The sequence below is a fragment of the Spiroplasma endosymbiont of Colias croceus genome, assembly GCF_964020095.1.
Classification (GTDB): domain Bacteria; phylum Bacillota_I; class Bacilli_A; order Mycoplasmatales; family VBWQ01; genus Spiroplasma_E.
Map to the genome: position 1 here is coordinate 1,774,154 of NZ_OZ026536.1, position 24,507 is coordinate 1,798,660.

28 protein-coding genes and 1 pseudogene are annotated in these 24,507 nt (G+C 23.0%); 21 read left to right on the top strand and 8 right to left on the bottom strand.

The window, feature by feature from the left end; all coding sequences use genetic code 4:
• Positions 1-98 precede the first annotated feature (98 nt).
• Positions 99-689, top strand: coding sequence for a peptide deformylase (def, locus tag AACL24_RS10990; protein WP_339046774.1), 591 nt, complete (start codon positions 99-101; stop codon positions 687-689).
• A gap of 162 nt (positions 690-851) precedes the next feature.
• A complete protein-coding gene (locus tag AACL24_RS10995; RefSeq protein WP_339046775.1) occupies positions 852-2,564 on the top strand; it encodes a ribonuclease J in 1,713 nt (570 codons plus the stop codon).
• Positions 2,565-2,635: 71 nt separating this feature from the next.
• Here the strand turns inward: AACL24_RS10995 and AACL24_RS11000 are convergent, their stop codons facing one another.
• From AACL24_RS11000 to AACL24_RS11010, 3 genes are all read right to left on the bottom strand, one after another.
• Positions 2,636-2,833: a hypothetical protein gene (locus tag AACL24_RS11000; RefSeq protein ID WP_339046776.1), complete on the bottom strand. Its 198-nt coding sequence runs from the start codon at positions 2,831-2,833 to the stop codon at positions 2,636-2,638.
• A gap of 468 nt (positions 2,834-3,301) precedes the next feature.
• The gene (locus AACL24_RS11005; RefSeq protein ID WP_339045908.1) at positions 3,302-3,709 is read right to left on the bottom strand and encodes a transposase family protein; all 408 of its coding nucleotides are present in this window, start codon (positions 3,707-3,709) and stop codon (positions 3,302-3,304) included.
• 23 nt (positions 3,710-3,732) lie between these two features.
• Positions 3,733-4,155, bottom strand: coding sequence for a transposase family protein (locus tag AACL24_RS11010; RefSeq protein ID WP_339045912.1), 423 nt, complete (start codon positions 4,153-4,155; stop codon positions 3,733-3,735).
• 103 nt (positions 4,156-4,258) lie between these two features.
• Here AACL24_RS11010 and AACL24_RS11015 point away from each other — a divergent pair.
• The 11 genes from AACL24_RS11015 to AACL24_RS11060 all read left to right on the top strand — a co-directional run bounded on the left by AACL24_RS11015 (position 4,259) and on the right by AACL24_RS11060 (position 12,350).
• A protein-coding gene (locus AACL24_RS11015; protein WP_339046777.1) for an IS5 family transposase occupies positions 4,259-5,088 on the top strand; the annotation gives its coding sequence in 2 pieces (ribosomal slippage) (positions 4,259-4,655 and positions 4,655-5,088; 831 coding nt in all).
• A gap of 342 nt (positions 5,089-5,430) precedes the next feature.
• Entirely contained in the window at positions 5,431-6,396 is a 966-nt protein-coding gene (locus AACL24_RS11020; protein ID WP_339046778.1) for a hypothetical protein, read from the top strand.
• Between the two features lie 108 nt (positions 6,397-6,504).
• Complete coding sequence (locus AACL24_RS11025; protein ID WP_252319951.1) at positions 6,505-6,645, top strand: hypothetical protein; 141 nt, start codon at positions 6,505-6,507, stop codon at positions 6,643-6,645.
• Positions 6,646-6,710: 65 nt separating this feature from the next.
• Complete coding sequence (locus tag AACL24_RS11030) at positions 6,711-6,875, top strand: hypothetical protein (protein WP_174481051.1); 165 nt, start codon at positions 6,711-6,713, stop codon at positions 6,873-6,875.
• 214 nt (positions 6,876-7,089) lie between these two features.
• Positions 7,090-8,328, top strand: coding sequence for an IS256 family transposase (locus AACL24_RS11035; protein WP_339049434.1), 1,239 nt, complete (start codon positions 7,090-7,092; stop codon positions 8,326-8,328).
• A 46-nt stretch (positions 8,329-8,374) separates the two neighbouring features.
• Positions 8,375-8,665 carry a SemiSWEET family sugar transporter gene (locus AACL24_RS15605; RefSeq protein WP_422398052.1) on the top strand — a complete coding sequence of 97 codons (291 nt, stop codon included), beginning with the start codon at positions 8,375-8,377 and terminating at the stop codon, positions 8,663-8,665.
• The gene (locus tag AACL24_RS11040) at positions 8,658-8,882 is read left to right on the top strand and encodes a SemiSWEET family sugar transporter (protein WP_339046779.1); all 225 of its coding nucleotides are present in this window, start codon (positions 8,658-8,660) and stop codon (positions 8,880-8,882) included. Before AACL24_RS15605 ends, AACL24_RS11040 begins: the two co-directional genes overlap by 8 nt.
• A 124-nt stretch (positions 8,883-9,006) precedes the next feature.
• A complete protein-coding gene (gene plsY / locus AACL24_RS11045) occupies positions 9,007-9,720 on the top strand; it encodes a glycerol-3-phosphate 1-O-acyltransferase PlsY (RefSeq protein ID WP_339046780.1) in 714 nt (237 codons plus the stop codon).
• A 167-nt stretch (positions 9,721-9,887) separates the two neighbouring features.
• On the top strand, positions 9,888-10,154 hold the full coding sequence (rpsO, locus tag AACL24_RS11050) for a 30S ribosomal protein S15 (protein ID WP_252319942.1): 267 nt from the start codon (positions 9,888-9,890) through the stop codon (positions 10,152-10,154).
• Between the two features lie 380 nt (positions 10,155-10,534).
• A complete protein-coding gene (locus AACL24_RS11055) occupies positions 10,535-11,068 on the top strand; it encodes an ankyrin repeat domain-containing protein (protein WP_339049444.1) in 534 nt (177 codons plus the stop codon).
• 161 nt (positions 11,069-11,229) lie between these two features.
• Positions 11,230-12,350 (top strand): IS3 family transposase gene (locus AACL24_RS11060; RefSeq protein ID WP_339046781.1). Its coding sequence is split into 2 segments (ribosomal slippage): positions 11,230-11,473 and positions 11,473-12,350, totalling 1,122 coding nucleotides; the frame shifts between segments, so codons are not numbered across the junction.
• A 292-nt stretch (positions 12,351-12,642) separates the two neighbouring features.
• Here AACL24_RS11060 and AACL24_RS11065 read toward each other — a convergent pair.
• From AACL24_RS11065 to AACL24_RS11080, 4 genes and pseudogenes are all read right to left on the bottom strand, one after another.
• Positions 12,643-13,880, bottom strand: a pseudogene (locus AACL24_RS11065) (IS256 family transposase).
• 224 nt (positions 13,881-14,104) lie between these two features.
• Positions 14,105-14,338 carry a YneF family protein gene (locus tag AACL24_RS11070; RefSeq protein ID WP_422398096.1) on the bottom strand — a complete coding sequence of 78 codons (234 nt, stop codon included), beginning with the start codon at positions 14,336-14,338 and terminating at the stop codon, positions 14,105-14,107.
• Positions 14,339-14,354: 16 nt separating this feature from the next.
• Complete coding sequence (gene tkt, locus AACL24_RS11075; RefSeq protein ID WP_339046783.1) at positions 14,355-16,361, bottom strand: transketolase; 2,007 nt, start codon at positions 16,359-16,361, stop codon at positions 14,355-14,357.
• 229 nt (positions 16,362-16,590) lie between these two features.
• Positions 16,591-17,619, bottom strand: a complete 1,029-nt coding sequence (locus AACL24_RS11080; RefSeq protein ID WP_339046784.1) for a hypothetical protein — start codon at positions 17,617-17,619, stop codon at positions 16,591-16,593.
• A gap of 378 nt (positions 17,620-17,997) precedes the next feature.
• Here AACL24_RS11080 and AACL24_RS11085 point away from each other — a divergent pair, with 378 nt between their 5' ends.
• Positions 17,998-19,284, top strand: coding sequence for a hypothetical protein (locus AACL24_RS11085; protein ID WP_339046785.1), 1,287 nt, complete (start codon positions 17,998-18,000; stop codon positions 19,282-19,284).
• Positions 19,285-19,677: 393 nt separating this feature from the next.
• Here the strand turns inward: AACL24_RS11085 and AACL24_RS11090 are convergent.
• Positions 19,678-20,507 (bottom strand): IS5 family transposase gene (locus AACL24_RS11090; protein ID WP_339046786.1). Its coding sequence is split into 2 segments (ribosomal slippage): positions 19,678-20,111 and positions 20,111-20,507, totalling 831 coding nucleotides; the frame shifts between segments, so codons are not numbered across the junction.
• A gap of 513 nt (positions 20,508-21,020) precedes the next feature.
• On the opposite strand from AACL24_RS11090, the gene AACL24_RS11095 reads away from it, so the two are divergent.
• The 7 genes from AACL24_RS11095 to AACL24_RS11125 all read left to right on the top strand — a co-directional run bounded on the left by AACL24_RS11095 (position 21,021) and on the right by AACL24_RS11125 (position 24,110).
• On the top strand, positions 21,021-21,230 hold the full coding sequence (locus AACL24_RS11095) for a hypothetical protein (RefSeq protein ID WP_286641247.1): 210 nt from the start codon (positions 21,021-21,023) through the stop codon (positions 21,228-21,230).
• 18 nt (positions 21,231-21,248) lie between these two features.
• Complete coding sequence (locus AACL24_RS11100; RefSeq protein WP_339046272.1) at positions 21,249-21,371, top strand: hypothetical protein; 123 nt, start codon at positions 21,249-21,251, stop codon at positions 21,369-21,371.
• Complete coding sequence (locus tag AACL24_RS11105) at positions 21,364-22,026, top strand: PD-(D/E)XK nuclease family protein (RefSeq protein WP_339046787.1); 663 nt, start codon at positions 21,364-21,366, stop codon at positions 22,024-22,026. Before AACL24_RS11100 ends, AACL24_RS11105 begins: the two co-directional genes overlap by 8 nt.
• The gene (locus AACL24_RS11110) at positions 22,007-22,138 is read left to right on the top strand and encodes a hypothetical protein (protein WP_339046788.1); all 132 of its coding nucleotides are present in this window, start codon (positions 22,007-22,009) and stop codon (positions 22,136-22,138) included. Before AACL24_RS11105 ends, AACL24_RS11110 begins: the two co-directional genes overlap by 20 nt.
• A 212-nt stretch (positions 22,139-22,350) precedes the next feature.
• Positions 22,351-23,169: a RecT family recombinase gene (locus tag AACL24_RS11115; RefSeq protein WP_339046789.1), complete on the top strand. Its 819-nt coding sequence runs from the start codon at positions 22,351-22,353 to the stop codon at positions 23,167-23,169.
• Positions 23,170-23,256: 87 nt separating this feature from the next.
• Positions 23,257-23,679, top strand: a complete 423-nt coding sequence (locus tag AACL24_RS11120) for a transposase family protein (protein WP_339045912.1) — start codon at positions 23,257-23,259, stop codon at positions 23,677-23,679.
• Positions 23,680-23,702: 23 nt separating this feature from the next.
• A complete protein-coding gene (locus tag AACL24_RS11125; protein WP_339045908.1) occupies positions 23,703-24,110 on the top strand; it encodes a transposase family protein in 408 nt (135 codons plus the stop codon).
• Positions 24,111-24,507: the final 397 nt, after the last annotated feature.

Sequence of the window (24,507 nt, forward strand, 5' to 3'; positions counted from 1 at the left end):
TTCTCCAAAATTTAGTTTATAATAACTTTATCATTAAATTTGATAAAAGCAAATTAGTTTAATTTATTATTTATTACAAACTGATGAAAGGATCTGCAATGTTAAAAAAATTACAAAACGAAGTACCATCAGCATCTTGAATTACTGAAGATACAAAACCTAGTTTATTAAAACCTTGTGCTGATGTTATTTTACCCTTAACACCTAAAGATGAAAATATTATGAAACGTATGATTGATTGAGTAAAAGCATCACAAGATAAAGAATTTAATGCTAACAACATTTTAACCGAAGCTATTGGTATTGCTGCACCACAAATTGGAGAAAATATAAAAATGTATTATATTTTATTACCAATTCCTGATAAAAATGAAAAGATTATTTACTATGAACATGCATTAATAAATCCAAAAATCATTGGTAAAAGCAAACAAATAGCTTATTTAAAAAAAGGTGAAGGTTGTTTAAGTGTAACTAATCACCCTCATGAAGGTTTAGTTCCACGTAGTTATAAAATCAACGTTACAGGTTATGACTATTTAAAAAAGAAAAAAGTAACTTTAACTGTTAGAGGTTATGAAGCAATTGTTTTTCAACATGAGCAACACCATTTAGAAGGAAAACTCTTTTATCATCACATTAATAAGGATAATCCTTGACTTAATGATGATAAATGGATTATGATATAAAGTAGAATGATAAACTTAAGTTTTTAAATTGTTTTATTATAGTTAAATATAATATACCAAATAAGTAATAAGTAAAAACATGATTAAATTCATTACATTTTTTTATGTTATGTTTTATGTTATTTCCTTATAATTTTAAAATATGAATGAAGGAGAAAAAATATGAGTGATACACCCACAAAAAATACTATGCCAGTTAAAAAGTTCGTCACGAAAATCTTTGCACTTGGTGGGCTAGAAGAAGTTGGAAAAAATACTTATGTAATTGAACAAGATAATGAAATTATTATTATTGATGCTGGAGTAAAATTTGCTGATGCTTCTATGCCAGGAATTGAAGCAGTAATTCCTGATTATAGTTACCTAAAAGAAAATAAACATAAAATTAAAGGAATATTTATTACTCATGGTCATGAAGATCATATTGGTGGTATACCATACTTATTAAAAGAAATTAGTGATATTCCAGCTATTTATGGTCCTAACTTAGCAGCAGCTTTAATTCGTCATAAAATTAAGGACAAAGGAATAAAATCAAAAATAAAAATAAAAATTGTTGATGGTAATAGTAAAATTAAAACTAACAGATTTATTATTAGTTTTTTTGCTGTTAATCATTCAATTCCTGATGCATATGGAATTTGTGTAGAAAATTCAAATGGAACTGTTGTAACAACAGGTGATTATAAATTCGATTGAACACCTTTAGGTCATAAAGCAGATATTGATAAAATGGCACAAATGGGTCAAAAAGGAGTAACATTATTTTTAGCAGATTCAACGAATGCTGAAGTACCCGGTTATACAATGACAGAAATGCTTGTTGTTAAAAGAATTAGTGAAATATTTGCTAAAGCAAAGGGCAGAATTTTAATTTCTACTTTTGCTTCTAATGTACACCGTTTACAACAAATTATTGAAGTTGCAACAAAACATAATAGAAAAGTTATTGTTGTTGGAAGAAGTTTAGAAAGAATAGTTAATGTTATTCGTCAAATGGGACATTTAAAAGTTCGTGATAGTTCATTTATTAAAGCAGAAGAAGCTAAAAAATATGATAATAATCAAATTGTTATTATTTGTACGGGTTCCCAAGGTGAACCAATGGCAGCATTATCAAGAATTGCTAATCGCGAACATCGTCAAATAAAAATTATACCCGGTGATACAGTAATATTCTCTTCATCAGCAATTCCCGGTAACCGTGCTGACGTTGAAAGAGTAGTTAATAAACTAACACGACTTAGTGCGATTGTTGAAGAAAATTCACCATTAAATTGATTGCATACTTCTGGTCATGCTTCACAAGAAGAACAAAAATTAATGTTAAATTTAATTAAACCATCATACTTTATGCCAATGCATGGTGATTATCGAATGTTAAAAGTTCATAAAGAAACAGCTGTATCAATTGGAATCCCTGAAGAAAATATATTTATTTGTGCTAACGGTGATCCAATTATTATGGATAATGGTAAATGTTCTTTAAGCGATAAACGCATTGCTGCTGATCCTATTTATGTTGATGGTGGTAAAGATATGTCTGGAGTAACAACTGCTGCAGTAATCCGTGATAGACAAATTCTTTCTAAAGATGGTTTAATTGCAATTGTTGTTTCTATTGATTCACAAAATAATAAATTATTAGCACCACCAACGTTTATTTCTCGCGGTTCTTTCTATGTTCGTGATGCAGCACCTTTAGTATCTGAAGCAATATCATTACTAACAAAAGCTATTAATGAAGTATTAAAAAGTGAAAGACCTACTTTTGCTACAATAAAAAATGCTATCAAATCAACATTAGCACCTTATATATTTAAAAAGAAAAGAAGAAACCCTTTAATTATTCCTGTTATATTAAATAAAAAATAGTTTTAAAAACTATTTTTTATTTTTTTGATATATTTTATTAAACATAATTAGCATTGAATATGATGTTATTATTAAGGGTTAACTATTAATTCTTCTCCTACAAGAATCATAACTTCACCGATTTTAAATCTAACTGTAATTTTATCATTGGCCATAAAATTACCTGTTGTTTTATCATTTTTTGTTACTAATAATTTTAGTGGTCCTTTATTTAATAATTTTTGGATTCCAAAGATTGTTTTAACATTATCTTTAAAATTATCTAACATTGAAGTCAAATCACTCTTAATTTGAAATTTACTTACTGATTGACCTACTTTAAATTCACTTTGAAAATTACTATTAAAATCTGTTTTTTTAATTGGAAAAATATCATGACCAACTACTCCATTTGGACTTGTTTTTATAACTACTTTATATTTATCAGTTTTTGTAACACCATTTGTAAATATTATATTAGACTTCTTGCAAAACCTATCTATTAAAAATTTAATTTTTAAAATAAAATTAAAAATAAAAAAGATAGATAATCTATGGACATATTCCGTAATTAAATTTAATTAATTGTCAATAAAATTGTTTTAAAACTATTTAGTGTTATTGAATATAGAAATAAATATTTTTTGAAAAAATAGTTTAAAAAATGAGTTTACATTTTAAACAAAAAATTGTTAATAATATTTTTATATTAACTCGATAAAAATTTAAATTTTAAAAAAATATTAAAAATATTTTTTTTATTTTAATGGTTTTATTTTATTAAAAATTTCACAAAGTAAGTTAAATCTTAAGTACATAAGTCTAAATTTAGATTTTCTACATTTATTTACTAAAATTTTGAATCTTTTCAATCAAGCAAAGACATGTTCAACTTTAATTCTAATTTTAGATACAATCTTATTGTATTTTCTTTCTTGTTTAGTTAATTTTTTATTTTTAGTTCTTTTAATTGGTATTATTGTATTTTTATAAATATTTTGTATACCTTGATATCCTAAATCACCAATAATTATTGTTTTTTCTGAAAATTCAAGATTTGAATTTTTTAATATTTGAAAATCATGCACTTTACCATTATCAGCAAAAATATCAACAATTTTTTTATTAAAAAAATCATATACAATTTGAAATTTTATAGAATACATTCAACTTTTACCAGAAAAATATTCTAACTGTAGTTTTTTTTAGTTGGTCTTTCAATTTCAATCTCAGTTGAATCAATTAAATAAAATTGAAATTCATTTGAATTTTCTTGTTTTTTATCAATTTTTAATTTATATCTTTCTTTTAAAAATTGGTAATCTTTGTGGTTACTAAGTTTATTTTCTACTCAAGTAATATTTCGAAAACAACTTGATGGGCTCATTTTAGATTTAATACTCATTTGAAAAAAAGTATAATATTCTTTTCAGTATAATAAAGTCATCATTAATCTTTCTTCTACTGAAAGTTTATTTTTTCGACCTTTATTTTTTTCTAATTTTTCTATTTCAATTAATTTTTCTAACATTTCATTAAAATGAAAACGTTTTATACCAAAATATCTATAAAATTCTTCATTTTTTAATTTTTTTAAATTTTCAAAAATCATTTTTATCAACACTTTTCTAAATTTATTGTTAATAACAAAATTATAAAATAAATTTTAAAATTATTAATTGACTTTTAAAAAATTTAATTACGGAATATGTCTTATGATGTTTGATAAATTAAAAACTATTAACAATCCAGAATTATTAAGATTAACTGGTATAAATGATATTATTTTTAATAAAATTCTAGAAATTTTAAAGACAGAAGAAGTAAAAAAGTTTAAAAATGGTGGTACACCTAATAAATTATCATTAGAAAATTGTTTATTAATGACTTTAGAATATTGAAGAGAGTATCGAACTTATTTTCATATTGCTAAAAGTTATGGAATTAGTGAAAGTAGTTGCTATAGGAATATCAAGTGAATAGAAAATACTTTAATAAAACATCCTGATTTTCAACAACTTGATGGGCAAAAATCACTGTTAAATAATAATTTTAAAGATAAAACAGTTATCATTGATGTGACTGAAAGTACTATTCAACGCCCAAAAAAAGTCAAAAAAAATATTATTCAGGAAAAAAGAAAAAACATACAATAAAAACTCAAGTCATAATTGAAAAAGATAGTAAAAAAATTATAAGTTCTTATTTTTCTTATGGTAAAAATCATGATTTTAAAATTTTAAAAAATTCAAAAACGAAATTTTTATCAGAAACAACTATTTTAGTAGATTTAGGATATCAAGGTATACAAAACATACATAAAAATGTCTTATTACCTAAACGAAAATCAAAGAAAAACCCTTTAACTAAAGAAGAAAAGAAAAATAATAAGGCTATTTCAAAAATGAGAGTTGTTATTGAACATGTTTTTGCGATTCTTAAAAAATTTAAAATTATTAGTGAAAAATATCGAAATAGAAGCAAAAAATTTGCATTAAGATTTAATTTAATAGCTTCAATTTATAATTTACAATTATTAATTTAAATATATTTGATAATTTAATATTTTATTTTTTTATTTGAAATAATAATTTTTGTTGTATTTTAATGACAAAAAATAAAACATATTTTGAACAATAATTTTTAAAAAATATTAAAAGTGTTATTAAAATAAATTTTTAAACTTAAAAAATGTGATTAATATCATAGTTTTGCAAGAAGTCTATTATTTTTTTGAATAATATTTATTACATTACTAATTACTGCATTAGTCTTATTTTTAAATGAAAGAACAAGAATTGATAAAGAAAATAATGTTAAAGAACTACTAGAACAAATTGCTAATGCAAAACAAGAAAGTGACAAAATTCCTTTCTATAAAAAATTAATGGATATTTATTATCCATTAATTGATTTTTCATTAATGTCATTTATTTTTACTAAACATGATGATTCACCAATAAGTGACTGAGGAAGCGCATGAACACAACGTTTAAATAGCATTAATACTGCTTATTCATATATCTTTATTACAATTTTAATCGCTTTAATCGCTTTACTTTTTTATATTATTATCATTATTAAACTTTATCGTCGTCGAGCATTTCAAAGAAAATATGGTTTAACAACTCAATTTGCTAATGATTATCCAATTTATGATATTAAAATGTATCTAGGTTTTACAGTTAATTTAGCTATTGTTTTTAGTTTTTTCAATTTTCTAACAACTATCATTGTATTAATTTATGGTACTATCTTGGTATTAACTTCTTATTTCTTTTGATATATTTTAAAAATTAAAACAGAAATATTAATTATGCATAAATGATGAAAAACACCAAACTTTGCTTTATTTTTATCTGTTATTTTATTTCAAAATGGTTATACTTTATTAAAATCAATATTTGCTCAAAAGTTTAATGTTAACTTAGACTTAATTTTATCAATTATTTTACCAATTGGAACAATTACCATCTTCATTACCTTATTAATCAAAAATATGCTTAATTCACAAGTTACAGCAGTAAAAAATGCTATTAAAACAATTGCTGCTAAAATTAGTGCTTTTCAAATTTTCTATTATACACAAAAAGAAAAATCTTTAGAAGACTACATGTTTGTTAGTCAATTGCCAACACTTGTTCGTATACCATTACAAAATAATAGCATTAACACCAAACAAGCAGTAACGCTAATGGCAACTATTGATGAAACAATAATATTTTTTAAAAAACACTTTCATAAACCAAAAGAATTAAACTATATGCTTTTTCACTTATTTAATAGAATAACTGATATTGAAGAAATTGAAGAAATCAAAAATAATATTCTTAAAATAGAAAAAAATAATTAATCAAAATTTAACAAAAAAAGTTTTAAAAATAGTTAATACCATAGAAAATAATAAAATTTGTTATAATTGAGTAGAGTAATTATGATATGAGGAAAGGAAGTTATATATATGTGACCATTTAAAAAAAGGGATAAAACTGGAGAAGCAAAAGATCAAAAAAAATGTGATGGTTGTGGGAAAATGAAAAATTCATCTGAATGTACTAAAGCAGCAGATGGTAAATGTTTGTGTAAAGATTGTGCTAAATAAATATATTAATTAAATAAGTGTGTCATTAACACACTTATTTAATATATTTAGAAAGGAAGGATATAATGAAATGATTCAATAAAAAAAACAAAAAAACTGATGATGAATCTTTAACAAAAACTGTAAAATGTTTTGATTGCGGAATGATGTTTGAACCTTTTGACATTCTTGATACAAAAGAAGGAAAATCTTTATGTAAAAAATGTTTCATTAAAGAAGAAGAAAAATAAATTAATGATGTGTTTAGCAAAACACATTTTTTATTATTTAAAATAAAATAAATAACTATTTTCACAATATTTTATTATAATTATTATGATAAATTAAATTAATTAAAAAGAGAAAAAATGGGTAATGTTTAGTAATCTGTGTAACTTACAAAAATAACTATGTTTAATTAATTCTAGTAAATATAATTAAATGACTAGAAAGAGTGAGTTACAGATGGCTAAAAAGCAAAATATTAATAATAATGATCCAATATCAAAAGCAGTAGATTTATTATTAGAAAATACTGAAGATTTAACAACAGTTTTTAAAGAGAGAGGATTGTATAAAGAATTAACAAAAAGATTAGTAGAAAAAATGTTGAATTCTGAGATGCAAAATTATTTGGGATATGAAAAGAATCAACATAGTAATAGTGACAATGCTCGTAATGGTATAAGTTCAAAAAAAATAATAACTCAACAAGGTAAAATTGAGATTGATGTACCACGAGATCGCAATAGTAATTTTAATCCTATAATAGTTGCAAAAAGACAAAGAAGATTTGATGGTTTTGATCAACAAGTTCTTTCTTTATATGCAAAAGGTATGACATTATCAGATATTAGAATGCAATTACAAGAGTTATATCATGGTGCTGATATTAGTGAAAGTGTTATTAGTCAAATTACTGATGATGTTATTGATGATGTAAAAGCATGGCAAAATCGACCATTAGAAAGTGTCTATCCGATTGTTTATTTTGATTGCATAGTAGTGAAAGTACGACAAGATAAAAGGATTATTAATAAATCAGTTTATATAGCTTTAGGAGTTGATTTAGAAGGTAAAAAAGATGTTTTAGGTTTATGAATTAGTGAAAATGAAGGTGCTAAATTTTGATTAGCAAATTTAACAGAAATGAAAAATCGTGGCTTAAATGATATTCTTATTGCCTGCAGTGATAATTTAACAGGCATGTCAGAAGCAATACAATCAGTTTATCTTAAAACAGAACATCAATTATGCATAGTTCATCAAATTAGAAATAGTTTGAAATATGTCTCATATAAGCATAGAAAATCTCTAGTTGCAGATTTAAAACCAATTTATACTGCATGTAGTGAAGAACAAGCAATGCAGGCTTTAGAATCCTTTGAAAATAAGTGAAATAAACAATATCCTCAAATTGCTAAATCTTGATATAAAAATTGAGATAATTTAATGGTTTTTATTAGTTATCCTACAGAAATCAAAAGAGTTATTTATACAACAAATGCTATTGAATCTGTAAATAGTCAATTACGAAAAGTTATCAGAAATAAAAAAGTTTTTCCTAATGATATGGCAGTTTTTAAAATATTTTATTTAGCAATTGAAAATATAACAAAAAAATGAACAATGCCCATTCAAAATTGAAATACAGCAATTGCTCATTTTATGATAAAATTTGAAGATAGAATTAATCTAAACTAGTACTTTGTAAAACAAAGATACACAGATTACATAAAAGCCTCAAAAAATGAACATTTTTATAGAAATATTGGGGTATCTTGCAGCCATTTGTATTCCTTTGGCATTCTTACCACAAACTATTAAACTAATTAAAACAAGAAATACTTCAGGTCTTTCTATTTTTTCATATAGTATCTATCAACTGGGGGGTCTTACTTTTTTAATATTTGGCATACTTCGTAATGATATTCCCATGATTACTTGTCAAACTATTACTGCTACACTAAATTTCATAATAATTGGGATTATTGTTAACAATTTAATTAAACAAAAAAATAAGCAGGAAAAAAATGTCTAATATTGCAATTGATATTATTGGATATATAGGTGCCTTTTTTATTTCAGTTGTCTTTTTACCACAAACTATTAAACTAATTAAAACTAAAAACACAAAAGGTTTATCGTTAATTTCTTATAGCATATATCAAATAGGCTTAACTTCATTCATAATTTATGCTAGTTTAATTAAAAACATTCCCTTACTAGCAGCAAATGCCTTTGGTTACAGTTATTAATATCATATTATTAACATTAATAATTTATAATTTATATTATAATAATAAAGATAAAAAGAACAATTTAACTTCCAAAAAATAAAATTTTTATTAACATAATACTTGCACAAGAATGGAGAAAAAAATGGCACATATTAATCTATTAGGAACTTTTATTTTTATTATCATTGGTTATTTAATTGGCTCAATCTCACCTTCAATTATTATTAGTAAATTAAAATTTAAAACCGATGTTAGAGATTATTACTCTAAAAATGCTGGTGCTACTAATTCAACACGAGTTATGGGTGGTAAATGGGGAGCTATTATTTTAATTATTGATGGTTTTAAGCCCGCTATTCCTATTTTAATTGCATACGGTTTAACCTTTATTGATATTACTAATCCTAATTATGAAACAATGTTTAAACAAGCATATATTTATCCAACTGGTCTTGCTACAATTATTGGTCACTGTTGACCACTATTTTATGGTTTTCGTGGTGGTAAAGGAGCTGCATCTTCATTAGGAGTACTATTAATGATTAATCCTATTTATTCCGTTATCACAATTGCTAGTTGATGATTTATTTTATATTTAAGTAGAATGTCATCTTTATCTTCAATGTTAATGATGATACTTGCTTTTATCTTATCATGAATACCGAATATACCACTGCATTCTTTTCTTTCCCAAGAAGACACTCAATACTATATTGTTAATATAACTATGGCTCTAATTTGAATATTAATTATTATTCGTCATTGAGATAATTGTAAAAGAATTCTTAATCATACTGAACGTAAAGTGACTATTTTTGATAAAAAAAATAAAAAAGCAAATGAAGAAAAAAAATAAAAAATCATCTCTTTATACAAACTCAATAAAAATATTTTTTTAAAAAATACTTGTTTTATGTTTAAAATTAATGTATTATTATAGCCATGTTGACTTAACATTGTTAATATTCTCTCCGATATTAGCTTTGCTTAAGCCGAATTATATTTAAAGGAGAGTTGTCAAATATGGAACAAATTAAACAAGATGAATTGATTAAAAAATTTCGCTTAAATGCCAAGGATACTGGTTCTTCTGCAGTTCAAATTATTAATTTAACAAAAAGAATTTTAGAATTAACAGCCCATCTACAAGTACAAAAAAAAGATATTACTGCAAAACGAAGTTTGTTAAAAATGGTAGCAAGCAGAAAACGTTTCTTAAAATACTTTAAAAAACAAGATGTTGCTACATACAATAAATTATTAACAGCACTATCACTAAAAGATAACTAATATTAAATCAGTATTTACTTATTAATACTGATTTTTTTATATACATCTAAATAATATTAAACATAGAAATAGATTTACAAATGATTTAAACAATAATAAAATTAATACTAAAAGTGTTATAATATAATTATTAATTATTATATGTTTCTAACCCATTTATTTTTTACTAAAATAAATGGGTTTTTGATTTCAAAAAGGAGGAACAAAATAATAAATGATAAAGATATTAATGGTGAAAAAATAATATCAGTTATTTTAAATTCTGTCACTTCATATCAAAATATTACATATTTTAATTATTGGGATTATATAATTAAAGAAGAAAAAATTAGTTCTGAAATAAAAAAAGAGATCAATAATTTAATAGAAAAAATACTAATATAAATTATACAAACGAAAATGGTGATAGTCCTTTAATAGTAGCAAGTCACTATTATCAACTTATAGATTCCATTAAAATTTTAATAGAAAATGGGGCTAATATCAACCACGCAAACCAAAATGGTGATACAGCACTAATAATATCTACTAAAAAAGGTTATTTAAGTATAATTAATGTTTTAATAGAAAATGGGGCTAATATCAACCACGCAAACCAAAATGGTGATACAGCCTTGCATTTAGCTGCTAAAAATGGACTAGCACAAATAGTTAATACTTTACTAATAAATAATGCAAATATTCATTTCATAAATCAAAATGGTGATACGGCTTTGACAATCATTATTAATAATAGTTTATTTTATGATAAAAACATAAAAAATATATTAGAAAACATATTTTATCAAGAATATGAAGAATATATTACAAATAAGGCAAAAGTAGAAATTATTAAATACAGACCAGAATTTTCAAATAACTCATTATTTCATGATATTAAAGATAATAGACTTCTTGCAAAACCTATCTATTAAAAATTTAATTTTTAAAATAAAATTAAAAATAAAAAAGATAGGTAATCTATGATGTTTGATAAATTAAAAACTATTAACAATCCAGTGGATGGGTTACAATTTATTGGACACTAATTACGTAGACAAGTAAACAAATTTGTTAAAAGAAAGGAACTATAATTATGGCCAATATTAACTCATATACCGATGAATTTAAAAAACAAATAGTAGCTTTATATCAAAGTGGCAAATCAGTATCTTGCCTTGCTAAAGAATATAATGTTACAAGAGCAGCTACTTACAATTGAATTAAGCAATTTAGTAATTCAGGAAGTTTTAAAACTAAAGATAATCGTTCTTTTGAAGAAAATGAATTAATTAAATTAAAAAAAGAATTAAAGCAATTACGAATGGAAAATGATATTTTAAATCAAGCAGCACTAATAATAGGCAGAAAATAGAAATTATTGTCAAAAATAAAGCTAAATATAAAATTCGCACAATGTGTCGTTTTTTAAAAATATCTAAATCAACATATTATTTTAATTTAAAGAAAAAAGAAAATAAAATCAAAAATAATATTTATGATGAAGCTGTTATTAGTGCTTTTAAAGAAAATAAAGAAGTTTATGGTACTAGAAGATTAAAAAAAATTCTAGAAAACCAAGAAATTTATTTATCGCGCAGAAAAATTAAAAAAATTATGAATGAACATAATTTAATATCAAAATATACTAAATTATCATTCAAAAATCATAATAACAAAGTTAACGATAGTCAAATAACTAATCTTGTTAATAGAAAATTTAAGAATAGGATTAAAAATGAAGTTATTGTTAGTGATTTAACTTATGTACAAGTTAATGGTAGGTGAAACTATATTTGCCTATTAATAGACTTATTTAACCGCGAAATTATCGGACATAGTGTTGGAGTTAAAAAAGATGCATCATTAGTACATCAAGCATTTATGCAATCAAATCGCTGTTTAAAAGATATTCAAATATTTCATAGTGATCGCGGTAATGAATTTAACAATAAAATTATTGATAAACTTTTACTAGCATTCAACATTAACCGTTCTTTAAGTAAAAAAGGTTGTCCTTATGATAATGCTGTTGCTGAAGCAACTTTTAAAACTTTTAAAACCGAATTTATTAATGATAAAAATTTTACATCATTAATCCAATTAAAATTAGAATTATTTGATTACATCAATTGATATAACAATATAAGAATTCACAGCACTTTAAACTACTTAACTCCAGTTAAATATCAACAACAAATGTTTACCAAAAAATAGTCCTAAAAAGTGTTGCCATTCCATAGTTTTGCAAGAAGTCTAATATATTAATACATTTAAATACAAATAATTCAGTAAAAAATATAAAAGAAAATTTAATATTAATTGGATTAAAAATTGATAAGAAAAGAATTTTAAAAATTGAACAAAAAATAAAGAAAATATTTAAATGTAACATTAATAAATTAAATACTAATCAAGAAAAAGAAAAAAAATGACAGAAAAAAATTAAACAAGAATTAAATGAAGAGAGGCTTTTTAATAATCTGTGTTTCTTTGTTTTACAAAGTTACTAATTCAGATTAATTCTGTCTTCAAATTTTATCATAAAATGAGCAATTGCTGTATTTCAATTTTGAATGGGCATTGTTCATTTTTTTGTTATATTGTCAATTGCTAAATAAAATATTTTAAAAACTGACATATCGTTAGGAAAAACTTTTTTATTTCTGATGACTTTTCGTAATTGACTATTAACAGATTCAATAGCATTTGTGGTATAAATTACCCTTTTTATTTCTGCAGGATAACTAATAAAAACCATTAAATTATCTCAATTTTTATATCAAGATTTAGCAATTTGTGGATATTGTTTAGTTCATTTATTTTCAAATGATTCTAAAGCTTGCATTGCTTGTTCTTCACTACATGCAGTATAAATTGGTTTTAAATCTGCAACTAGAGATTTTCTATGCTTATATGAGACATATTTCAAACTATTTCTAATTTGATGAACTATGCATAATTGATGTTCTGTTTTAGGATAAACTGATTGTATTGCTTCTGACATCCCTGTTAAATTATCACTACAAGCAATCAGAATATCATTTAAGCCACGATTTTTCATTTCTGTGAAATTGGCTAATCAAAATTTAGAACCTTCATTTTCACTAATTCATAAACCTAAAACATCTTTTTTACCTTCTAAATCAACTCCTAAAGCTATATAAACGGATTATTAATAATCCGTTTATCTTGTCGTACTTTAACTACTATACAATCAAAATAAACAATCGGATAAACACTATCTAATGGTCGATTTTGCCATGCTTTGACGTCATCAATAACATCATCAGTAATTTGACTAATAACACTTTCACTAATATCAGCACCATGATATAACTCTTGTAATTGCATTCTAATATCTGATAATGTCATACCTTTTGCATATAAAGAAAGAACTTGTTCATCAAAACCATCAAATCTTCTTTGTCTTTTTGCAACTATTATAGGATTAAAATTACTATTACGATCTCTTGGTACATCAATTTCAATTTTACCTTGTTGGGTTATTAATTTTTTTGAACTTATACCATTACGAGCATTGTCACTATTACTATGTTGATTCTTTTCATATCCCAAATAATTTTGCATCTCAGAATTCAACATTTTTTCTACTAATCTTTTTGTTAATTCTTTATACAATCCTCTCTCTTTAAAAACTGTTGTTAAATCTTCAGTATTTTCTAATAATAAATCTACTGCTTTTGATATTAGATCATTGTTATTAATATTTTGCTTTTTAGCCATCTGTAACTCACTCTTTCTAGAAAATTAATTATATTTACTAGAACTAATTAAACATAGTTATTTTTGTAAGTTACACAGATTACTAAACATTACCAATGAAGAAAATTATCCACAAAATAAGTCATCAACAAGTGGATATATAAAACATTAAATTTATCACAAATATAATGAATAAAAATAGTTACCATAATGGTAACTATTTTACAACTTATATTTAATAAAAATTATCGTTTTTTAGTAGTACTTTGTTGACGTTTCATTGATTGCATTACTGATTTAATTTGAGATTCAGTAGGTTTACGCCCCATTTGTAAATACATTGCACGAATCATATTTTCATTAATAGGAGGATTTTTCTGTAATTGTTTTTCGAAAATCTTCTTAGTAACAATAAAACCAACTAATCCACCAATTAACGCACTAGCAATGCCAATGATTAATACTGCTCACCAAACCATCATTATTAATTTCTCCTTACTTATTGTTTAAAAACTTATTAATTTTATCACACACTTGATTTGATGTAAAGCCATATTTTTCTAGTACTACCTTATCAGGAGCAGAAATACCAAAAGTACTTACGCCAATAACAAAGCCATTACCTGCAACATATTTATATCAACTATCTTTAGAACCCATTTCAATAGCAACTTTTATAATATCATTAGGTAAAATTTTATTTTGATATGTTTTATCTTGTTTATCAAAAATAAAAGTAGAAGGCATTGAAACTACACGAACATTAAGTTTTTGATCGTTTCATAGTTGTTCTTGACTAGCAATAGCTAATGAAACTTCACTACCGGTAGCAATAATAATTAAATCTAAAGCTTTACTACTATTCTCTTTACTAATAATATAAGCACCTTTTTGAACTGCCTCAATATTACTATTTGCAAGTTGTGGTAAATTTTGTCTAGTAATAATAATAGCACTAGGGTTAGTTTTACTAGATAATGCCATTAAATATGCACCAATTGTTTCTTTTGTATCAGCGGGGCGAATTACATTAAAATTAGGAATAGTTCTTAACATTGTTAGTTGTTCAACTGGTTCATGGGTAGGACCATCTTCGCCAACTGCGATACTATCATGACTAAAAATAAACAAAGATGGAATTGACATTAAAGCTGCTAATCGTAATGCAGGCTTTAGATAATCACTAAACACAAGAAAAGTAGAACCAAAAGGAATTGTGCCTTGATGTAACGTCATACCGTTAACAATAGCGCCCATTGCAAATTCTCTTACTCCATAATGAATATGTCTTCCTGAATGATCAAGAGGTAGAAAGTCTTTGTCTGTTACTAATGCTTTAGTTGAGCCAGCTAAATCAGCACTACCACCAATTAATGTTGGACAATGAGCTGATAAAAGTTTTAAAATATTACCAGAGTCTACTCTTGTTGCTTGTGGATTTACCCCAATAATTGAAGTTCAATCAATTTTATTTAATTGATAATCTTCATTAAAAATTTCATTTTTCAATGCTGATTTAATTTCTTTATACAATTTTGGATATAATTTTGCATATTTTTCAACTTTTTGATTTCAAACTAATTCTATTTTAGAACCATGATTAAGTGCTGTTTGTGTGAAGTAAGTAATTACTTCTTTTGGAACAGTAAATTCAGGATATTCTCAGTTTAAATTTTTAGCAACTGTTTTAATATCTTCCATTAAAGGAGAGCCATGAACACTCGGTGTTCCTTGTTTACTAGCCCCATAACCAATTATAGTTTTAATTTCAATTAAAGTTGGTTTATCACTAACTTTTGCTTTTTTAATAGCTTCAGAAATAAGTTTATCATCTTCACCATCTTCAACTTTTAAATAATTTCACTCTAATGCTTGAAGACGCATTTTTAAATTTTCTGAATATACTAATTTAACAGATGAATCTAATTGAACATCATTTGAATCATATAAAATAATTAGTTTATTTAATTTAAAATGTCCAGCAAAACTAAGTGCTTCTTGTGCAATACCTTCTTGTAAATCACCATCACCACAAATTGCATATGTATAATGATCAATAATATTAAGATCTTTTTGATTATATTTAGCACTAAGAAAACTCTCAGTAAGCGCCATTCCAACAGCATTAGCGATACCCTGACCTAATGGTCCAGTAGCCGTCTCTACTCCATAGTCTAAATGATATTCGGGATGACCAGGTGTATTACTATTTAATTGACGGAATTGTTTTATATCATTGATTGTATATTTATAACCAGCATGATGTAATATTGAATATAATAAAGCACTACCATGACCTGCTGATAAAACAAATCGATCACGATTAAATCATTTTGGATTTTTTGGATTAAAAGATAAATGATTTTTAAATAAAGAAAAAGTCATTGGTGAAGCACCTAAAACAATACCAGGATGGCCACTTTTAGCAGCATTAACTGCTTGTACTCCTAACATACGAATTGAATTAATAGTTAATTTATCTAAATTAATTTTATTTTCCATAATTTCTCCTTAAATTTTTAATAGTTATTATTTAATATAATATTAACAATATTCTTAATAAAATAGGTAATTTTTTAAAAATAATTAAAAAAGTATAAATAATAATGACAAAAAATATAATTTTATTTTAACTAAATTGAATCTTTGAACAAATTAAAAAAGAAAAGGTCACCCCAAGATAAAAAAAATAATATTTCATCTTAAATAAGATAACTCTTTTCTTAATATTTTACATTTGTGATGTTCTTGGTTTATTTAAGTTTATTAATGGTAGGTTTGCTGATTCATTGTTTACTTGTTGTTTATTAAAATCTTTTCCAGATGATTTTGAAAATAATGTTGGATTTGTTTTTGTTTTTTTACTACATGATTCTGATATTTTTTTTCATTTTTGACTAATTTCTATTTCAATTTTCTTATTTTTATTAATTTTTCCAAAAGTTACTAATTTAATTAAGAAATTTAAAATTATATTTATTTTTTGTTGTTCTAAAACTTTAATTTCTTCTATTTCAGATTTTTTGATTACTTGCATTAAATTTGATTGTGTTTTTGCTGATTTTTCAAGTTCTTCTTGTTCTTCTAAATATAAACCAATTGCTTTATTATTTCTTTCTTGTCTTTTTAATGATAAAGCCTCTAATGCAATTGCTCTATCAATATCTTCTTGCTCTTTCTCAGATACTTCTTCTGATGGTAATGTTTTATAAGGTTCATCAACAACTACAAAACCAAATTCATCATCTTCATTGGTTGCTTGTAAATCTAAACTACTTTCATAAAGAGATGGTGAAATGGTTGGTTCGGAAATTATTACCTTTTCTTGATGATTATTATTTGTATGTTGAGTAATCTTACTTCCTTTGGGTCTTACTCCTTGTTTTAGTATTTCCTCTTCAGTAACTAATTTTACTTCTGTCTCTACTTTAAATGTTTGGGATGAGGGCATTGATGTTTCTTTAAATTCTTTTACTATTATGTCAGATTGTTTTTCTTTTTCTAACGATAATTTTTTTGCCAGTTCCACTTGTTCTTCTTCTTCTGATAATCTCATCGCTTCAGCAATAAGATTTGGATCAATTGCAAATTGTTCCATTTGTTCAAGTGTGAATGTTCTTATTTGTTCCATTGTAAATACTGGTGTTTGTTTTTTATCAATCGCTTCTCTTTGCTCTTTCGTCAATGAACGGATTTGTTGTGTTGTGAATGCAAATGTTGGCGATAATTTTAATTTTCTAATATAAGTTTCAGCTGCCATTATTTTTTCTTCCTTTCTAAAAATAAAAAACCCATTTATTTTAAAATTAAAATAAGAGGATTAAAAAACTTTATATTCTTTTGTAGAATATTATCATAATAATAATATTTTTCCAATAAATAAATTATTATTTTTTTTCATTGGGTTATAAATAAATATTATAACTTAAAAAAGAACTTATTTAATATGCAAATTATTAATATTGAAACATATTGTAAAGTACATTTAATACACATTATTTATTTAAGTTTTTTAGTTTTTGCTAATTTCAAATAAAATGTTTATAATTAAATTAACACTTTTTAATGACTAAAGTGTTATAAAATATATAATTATTAATTTTTTAAATAATTATTTAAAAAATAGAGGTATAAAATTATGAATAAATATTTAATTTTTTTAAGTGTGATACCACCTTTAACTTTTTTAGGAAACAATATTAATAATAAAAATATTGAAAATACTGTACTAATAAATCAATTAGAAGAAAATAATACTTCATTCAATAACCAATTTAACTATTTAAGCAATAGTGAGTGAATTACTAATGAATCAATAACAGATCATAAATTTTATAGTTATGATACATTATCTTTAGCAAAATACACTTTTCCTAAAGCAAGGAATACTTTTTTAGTAGATAACTATGGTAACCTAGTTTATAACCCTAATATAAATATTCCTGATAAAGATAAAGTAAATATTGAAAATACAAAACAAGAAATGAACACCCACAAAAAAGTAACTATTATTAAAGATGATTATAATCCATATAGTAAAAGTGAATATTCTGATTCATACTTTACTGGTTATAATAATTGAAAATATATTCAACAAGGTGATATTGAAAAACATATTGATATTTCTAATCAAGCAGGTGCTGATAAAGTTGAACATAGCAATAATCTAAATGAAACACTAGGTTTATATTATATTGCTAAAGCAACACATGATAATAAAATTAGTAAGACAATAGCTAATAACTTAGCAGTGTATTTTATTAATCAAACTAGTTTAAAAGGGCAAATTAACAATCAATTAACTAGTAACATTATTAATTTAATTATTGATAATCAAAATGTTTATAATTTTTTGAATAAATCACCACTAACATTAACTACTAAAAACTATTCATTAAATTGAATTTTTGATAAAAGTAATAATCTAGTGGCTATTTATTATAATAATTGAAAAAACACTAATAATATTATTAATGATAAAATAAATTATTCTTTTTCAGATTGACATAATGGAACATCAATCGCTACTGATAATTCTAATGTTTATAATATTCTTAAGTGAAGCAATTACGCGAGAGAATGAAATACCTTCACTAATATGTATCCAACTTTTTCTTTTATTAATTCATATTTCAAAGTATCAACTTCAACAGGAATTGAAAGTAGTCCAACACTAGCAACTAATACTGCAAAAATTGAACAATATAAAAAAGCCGGTAATGCTAATGTTCTTTTTATTGCTTATATTAATACTAAAGATGGTGGAGAATGAGGAACAGAAATTGCTCTTAACTTAGATCTTTGGCATGATAATGATAATATTTACTTTCAATGGTATTGTTTTTTAAATTCTTCATTTGGTCGTATGACATATGTTAACATTGCATTAAACAACATTAATTTTCATAACATAATGAACAATTAATAACTTTATTTACAATTTTTAATTAATAAACAAAATTAATAATAAGGACAAAGTTTATTTTGTCCTTATTATGATTATAAAGATATATTTTTTGTTATTATAATAATTTAAGTAAATCTATTCGAAAAAATTTATCTAATTTTTCTCATCCAAGATCACGATTTTGTTCAGGAGTCATTATTCAACGACCAAAAGCTTCTGGAAATAAATCAATAGACTTCTTGCAAAACTATGATATTAATCACATTTTTTAAGTTTAAAAATTTATTTTAATAACACTTTTAATATTTTTTAAAAATTATTGTTCAAAATATGTTTTATTTTTTGTCATTAAAATACAACAAAAATTATTATTTCAAATAAAAAAATAAAATATTAAATTATCAAATATATTTAAATTAATAATTGTAAATTATAAATTGAAGCTATTAAATTAAATCTTAATGCAAATTTTTTTCTTCTATTTCGATATTTTTCACTAATAATTTTAAATTTTTTAAGAATCGCAAAAACATGTTCAATAACAACTCTCATTTTTGAAATAGCCTTATTATTTTTCTTTTCTTCTTTAGTTAAAGGGTTTTTCTTTGATTTTCGTTTAGGTAATAAGACATTTTTATGTATGTTTTGTATACCTTGATATCCTAAATCTACTAAAATAGTTGTTTCTGATAAAAATTTCGTTTTTGAATTTTTTAAAATTTTAAAATCATGATTTTTACCATAAGAAAAATAAGAACTTATATTTTTTTTACTATCTTTTTCAATTATGACTTGAGTTTTTATTGTATGTTTTTTCTTTTTTCCTGAATAATATTGTTTTTGACTTTTTTTGGGCGTTGAATAGTACTTTCAGTCACATCAATGATAACTGTTTTATCTTTAAAATTATTATTTAACAGTGATTTTTGCCCATCAAGTTGTTGAAAATCAGGATGTTTTATTAAAGTATTTTCTATTCACTTGATATTCCTATAGCAACTACTTTCACTAATTCCATAACTTTTAGCAATATGAAAATAAGTTCGATACTCTCTTCAATATTCTAAAGTCATTAATAAACGATTTTCTAATGATAATTTATTAGGTGTACCACCATTTTTAAACTTTTTTACTTCTTCTGTCTTTAAAATTTCTAGAATTTTATTAAAAATAATATCATTTATACCAGTTAATCTTAATAATTCTGGATTGTTAATAGTTTTTAATTTATCAAACATCATAGATTACCTATCTTTTTTATTTTTAATTTTATTTTAAAAATTAAATTTTTAATAGATAGGTTTTGCAAGAAGTCTAATATATGATGTTCTTCCATATCAACTTCTAACAATACCATAACTTAAAAGTTTTTGATAAGTTTATTGGGCGCATCACTTTAACCCTTAGATTAATAATTGGATAACAAAGAACGATATAACTATCGTTCTTTTTTTGTTAAAAGATTAAAACTTAATACCCTGTCGGAAAGAAAAAAAATAACTGTTGGCTATAGGCCTATCTTTCTATCAGTATAAAAGGATTCTAATGTTAAGCAAATTAGAAAATAACAGTATATCGCTTAATGTAATTATAGATTAATTTGAATAGCCTTATTATGGCTCAGTAAATACCCCATTAATCTAATTAATAATTACATTTGTATTATTTAAAAAAATAGGGGGTTTTATATATAAATACATACCTCATTAACAATATCATAACACAATAAATAAAATAAAGGAGAAAAAATAAATATGAAATATGTTTACTTATTAAAATATGAAGTTAATTATACTTCTCAAATAAAATATAAAGCCTTTTCTACAGTTGAAAATGCTAATAACTTTCATAGAAATTATAAACATCATTTAATCAAAGAGGCTTATATTGAAAAATATGAAATATTAGTAATGGAATTAGACATAAATTTAAATAATAAGGAATTAAATAAAAAACTTAATTAATGAAAGGTAAAAATATTTATGGAATATAGAGAATATAGAATGAATGGTTCTTGTGATAATTGTAGAAAACAATCTTCTTTTGGTAATAGATTATGTAATAAATGTTTTTGAATATTAATAGGTAGAAATAAATATGAGTAAATTAATTTTTAAAAAAGAAACACATCAATATTTTTTAGAAGATAAAGAATTAATTTCAGTTTCTAGAATTATTGATAATTATTTAGGTTTTGGATATAGTCATATCTCAGCAGAAGTATTAAAAAATGCTTCAGTTCGTGGTAAATGAGTTCATAAACTTAATGAATTATATTTACAAAATATTAATCAAGAAAATATTATTAATAATTTATTAAAAAAATTAAAACCAGTAACTAATAATATAAATTATTCTTATTGTAAAAAATCACTTATTTTTTTAAAAGAAAAATTTAAAGATAAAAATAATTATGAATTTATTATTGAAAAACCTATTACTGATACTTTAGTTGCAGGAACACCAGATTTAGTTTATTTAGATAAAAAAGAAAATAAATATTATTTAGTTGATTATAAAACATATGCTTGTATTGATGAAGATAAATTCAAAAGAATTAAATTACAATTAACTGCTTATTATTGTATGTTACTTGCTAATGGTATAAGTCCATGTAATAAAACTTATGTTTATTTAACTAATAAAAATAGTCAAGAAGAAATAGAAATTGAAATAACAAATGAATTATTAATTGAATGATTTAATGCAAAAACAAAATATTTTAAAGGAGAAAATAAAAATGAAAATAAAACAAATTAAAGAAAATATTAAATATTTAAATGAATTATTAGAATATGCACATGATGAAGTAATTGAATTTGAAATTAGAAAACAAATTAAATATGAATTAAGTTTACTAAAACAAGGATAAATAAATATGAATAAATGTAAAAAATGTAATAAAAGAATCTGATTAAGTAAAAATTGATGTATGAATTGTTTAGAAAAAATAGTTGATGAAATAGTAAGTAAGGATGATAATCATGGATAAGTCAATTTTAATTTTATTAAAACATTTAGGAAAAATTAATAAAAAATTAGATGAAATTTTAGAATTATTAAATAAAAAAGGAGAAGAAAATAATGAGTAATAATAAAAATGAATTAAAAATTCCTAATTTTATTAAAAGTAATAAAGAAGAATATATAAAATTTAGAAATTATTATGAAATGATTATAAATTCTAGTAAAGATTTAAAAAATATGAATACTCAAAGTTTAATTAATGCTTTAATAAATTTATATAAGTTAAATCTTTCTATTAATCCTATTAAAAAAGAATTAGCATTAATTCCTTATGGTGATGAATTACAAGTACAAATTCAAGAAGATGGTTGATTAACATTATTACAAAGAACTGGATTAGTAATTGATTTTCAAAGAGAAAAAATAACAACTGCACATAAATTTAATCAAGAAAATAATAAATGAGAAATTAATCCAGCATTAATTTTTGAAAGAAAAACTATTAATACTATTGGTTATTATTGTTATATTTCACTTTTAGATAAAAATGGTAAAATTAATAATTTTTATAAAGGAATGACTGTTGAAGAAATAAATCAACATAGAGATAAATATGGCAAAACTTATAATAAAAAAAATCAAGAATGAAAATTAAATCATATATGAACTTCTGCTTTTGACCAAATGGCTTTAAAAACAGTAGTTAAAGCATTAATTCGCGAAATTAATAAAACACCAATTATAGTATTAAATAATCAAGATGATATTAATTTAGCACTTCAATTAGACCAAGGTGTAGTAATTGATGAAGAAACAATTGCTTATAAAGATAATACTGGTGAAGAAGTAAAAATTATTAATTCAAATCATGAAATTGATAATAATGATATAAATTCTACTTTATCTAAATTAAAAGAATTAAGACATATTCCGTAATTAAATTTTTTAAAAGTCAATTAATAATTTTAAAATTTATTTTATAATTTTGTTATTAACAATAAATTTAGAAAAGTGTTGATAAAAATGATTTTTGAAAATTTAAAAAAATTAAAAAATGAAGAATTTTATAGATATTTTGGTATAAAACGTTTTCATTTTAATGAAATGTTAGAAAAATTAATTGAAATAGAAAAATTAGAAAAAAATAAAGGTCGAAAAAATAAACTTTCAGTAGAAGAAAGATTAATGATGACTTTATTATACTGAAAAGAATATTATACTTTTTTTCAAATGAGTATTAAATCTAAAATGAGCCCATCAAGTTGTTTTCGAAATATTACTTGAGTAGAAAATAAACTTAGTAACCACAAAGATTACCAATTTTTAAAAGAAAGATATAAATTAAAAATTGATAAAAAACAAGAAAATTCAAATGAATTTCAATTTTATTTAATTGATTCAACTGAGATTGAAATTGAAAGACCAACTAAAAAAAACTACAGTTAGAATATTTTTCTGGTAAAAGTTGAATGTATTCTATAAAATTTCAAATTGTATATGATTTTTTTAATAAAAAAATTGTTGATATTTTTGCTGATAATGGTAAAGTGCATGATTTTCAAATATTAAAAAATTCAAATCTTGAATTTTCAGAAAAAACAATAATTATTGGTGATTTAGGATATCAAGGTATACAAAATATTTATAAAAATACAATAATACCAATTAAAAGAACTAAAAATAAAAAATTAACTAAACAAGAAAGAAAATACAATAAGATTGTATCTAAAATTAGAATTAAAGTTGAACATGTCTTTGCTTGATTGAAAAGATTCAAAATTTTAGTAAATAAATGTAGAAAATCTAAATTTAGACTTATGTACTTAAGATTTAACTTACTTTGTGAAATTTTTAATAAAATAAAACCATTAAAATAAAAAAAATATTAAAAATATTTTTTTAAAATTTAAATTTTTATCGAGTTAATATAAAAATATTATTAACAATTTTTTGTTTAAAATGTAAACTCATTTTTTAAACTATTTTTTCAAAAAATATTTATTTCTATATTCAATAACACTAAATAGTTTTAAAACAATTTTATTGACAATTAATTAAATTTAATTACGGAATATGTCCTTAGAAAAGGAAGAAGAAATAATAGAAAATTTTGAAGTTTAATGAAAGGTAAATTTATCATGATATGTATGTGAACTGAAACTTAAAATGAAAAATTAATACAATGTCAAATTAAAGCTAATGAATCTATTGATGAAAATGGTAGAGCCTATTGTTTAGGGCATAGAATTAAAGTTGATGAAATTAATAAATCAA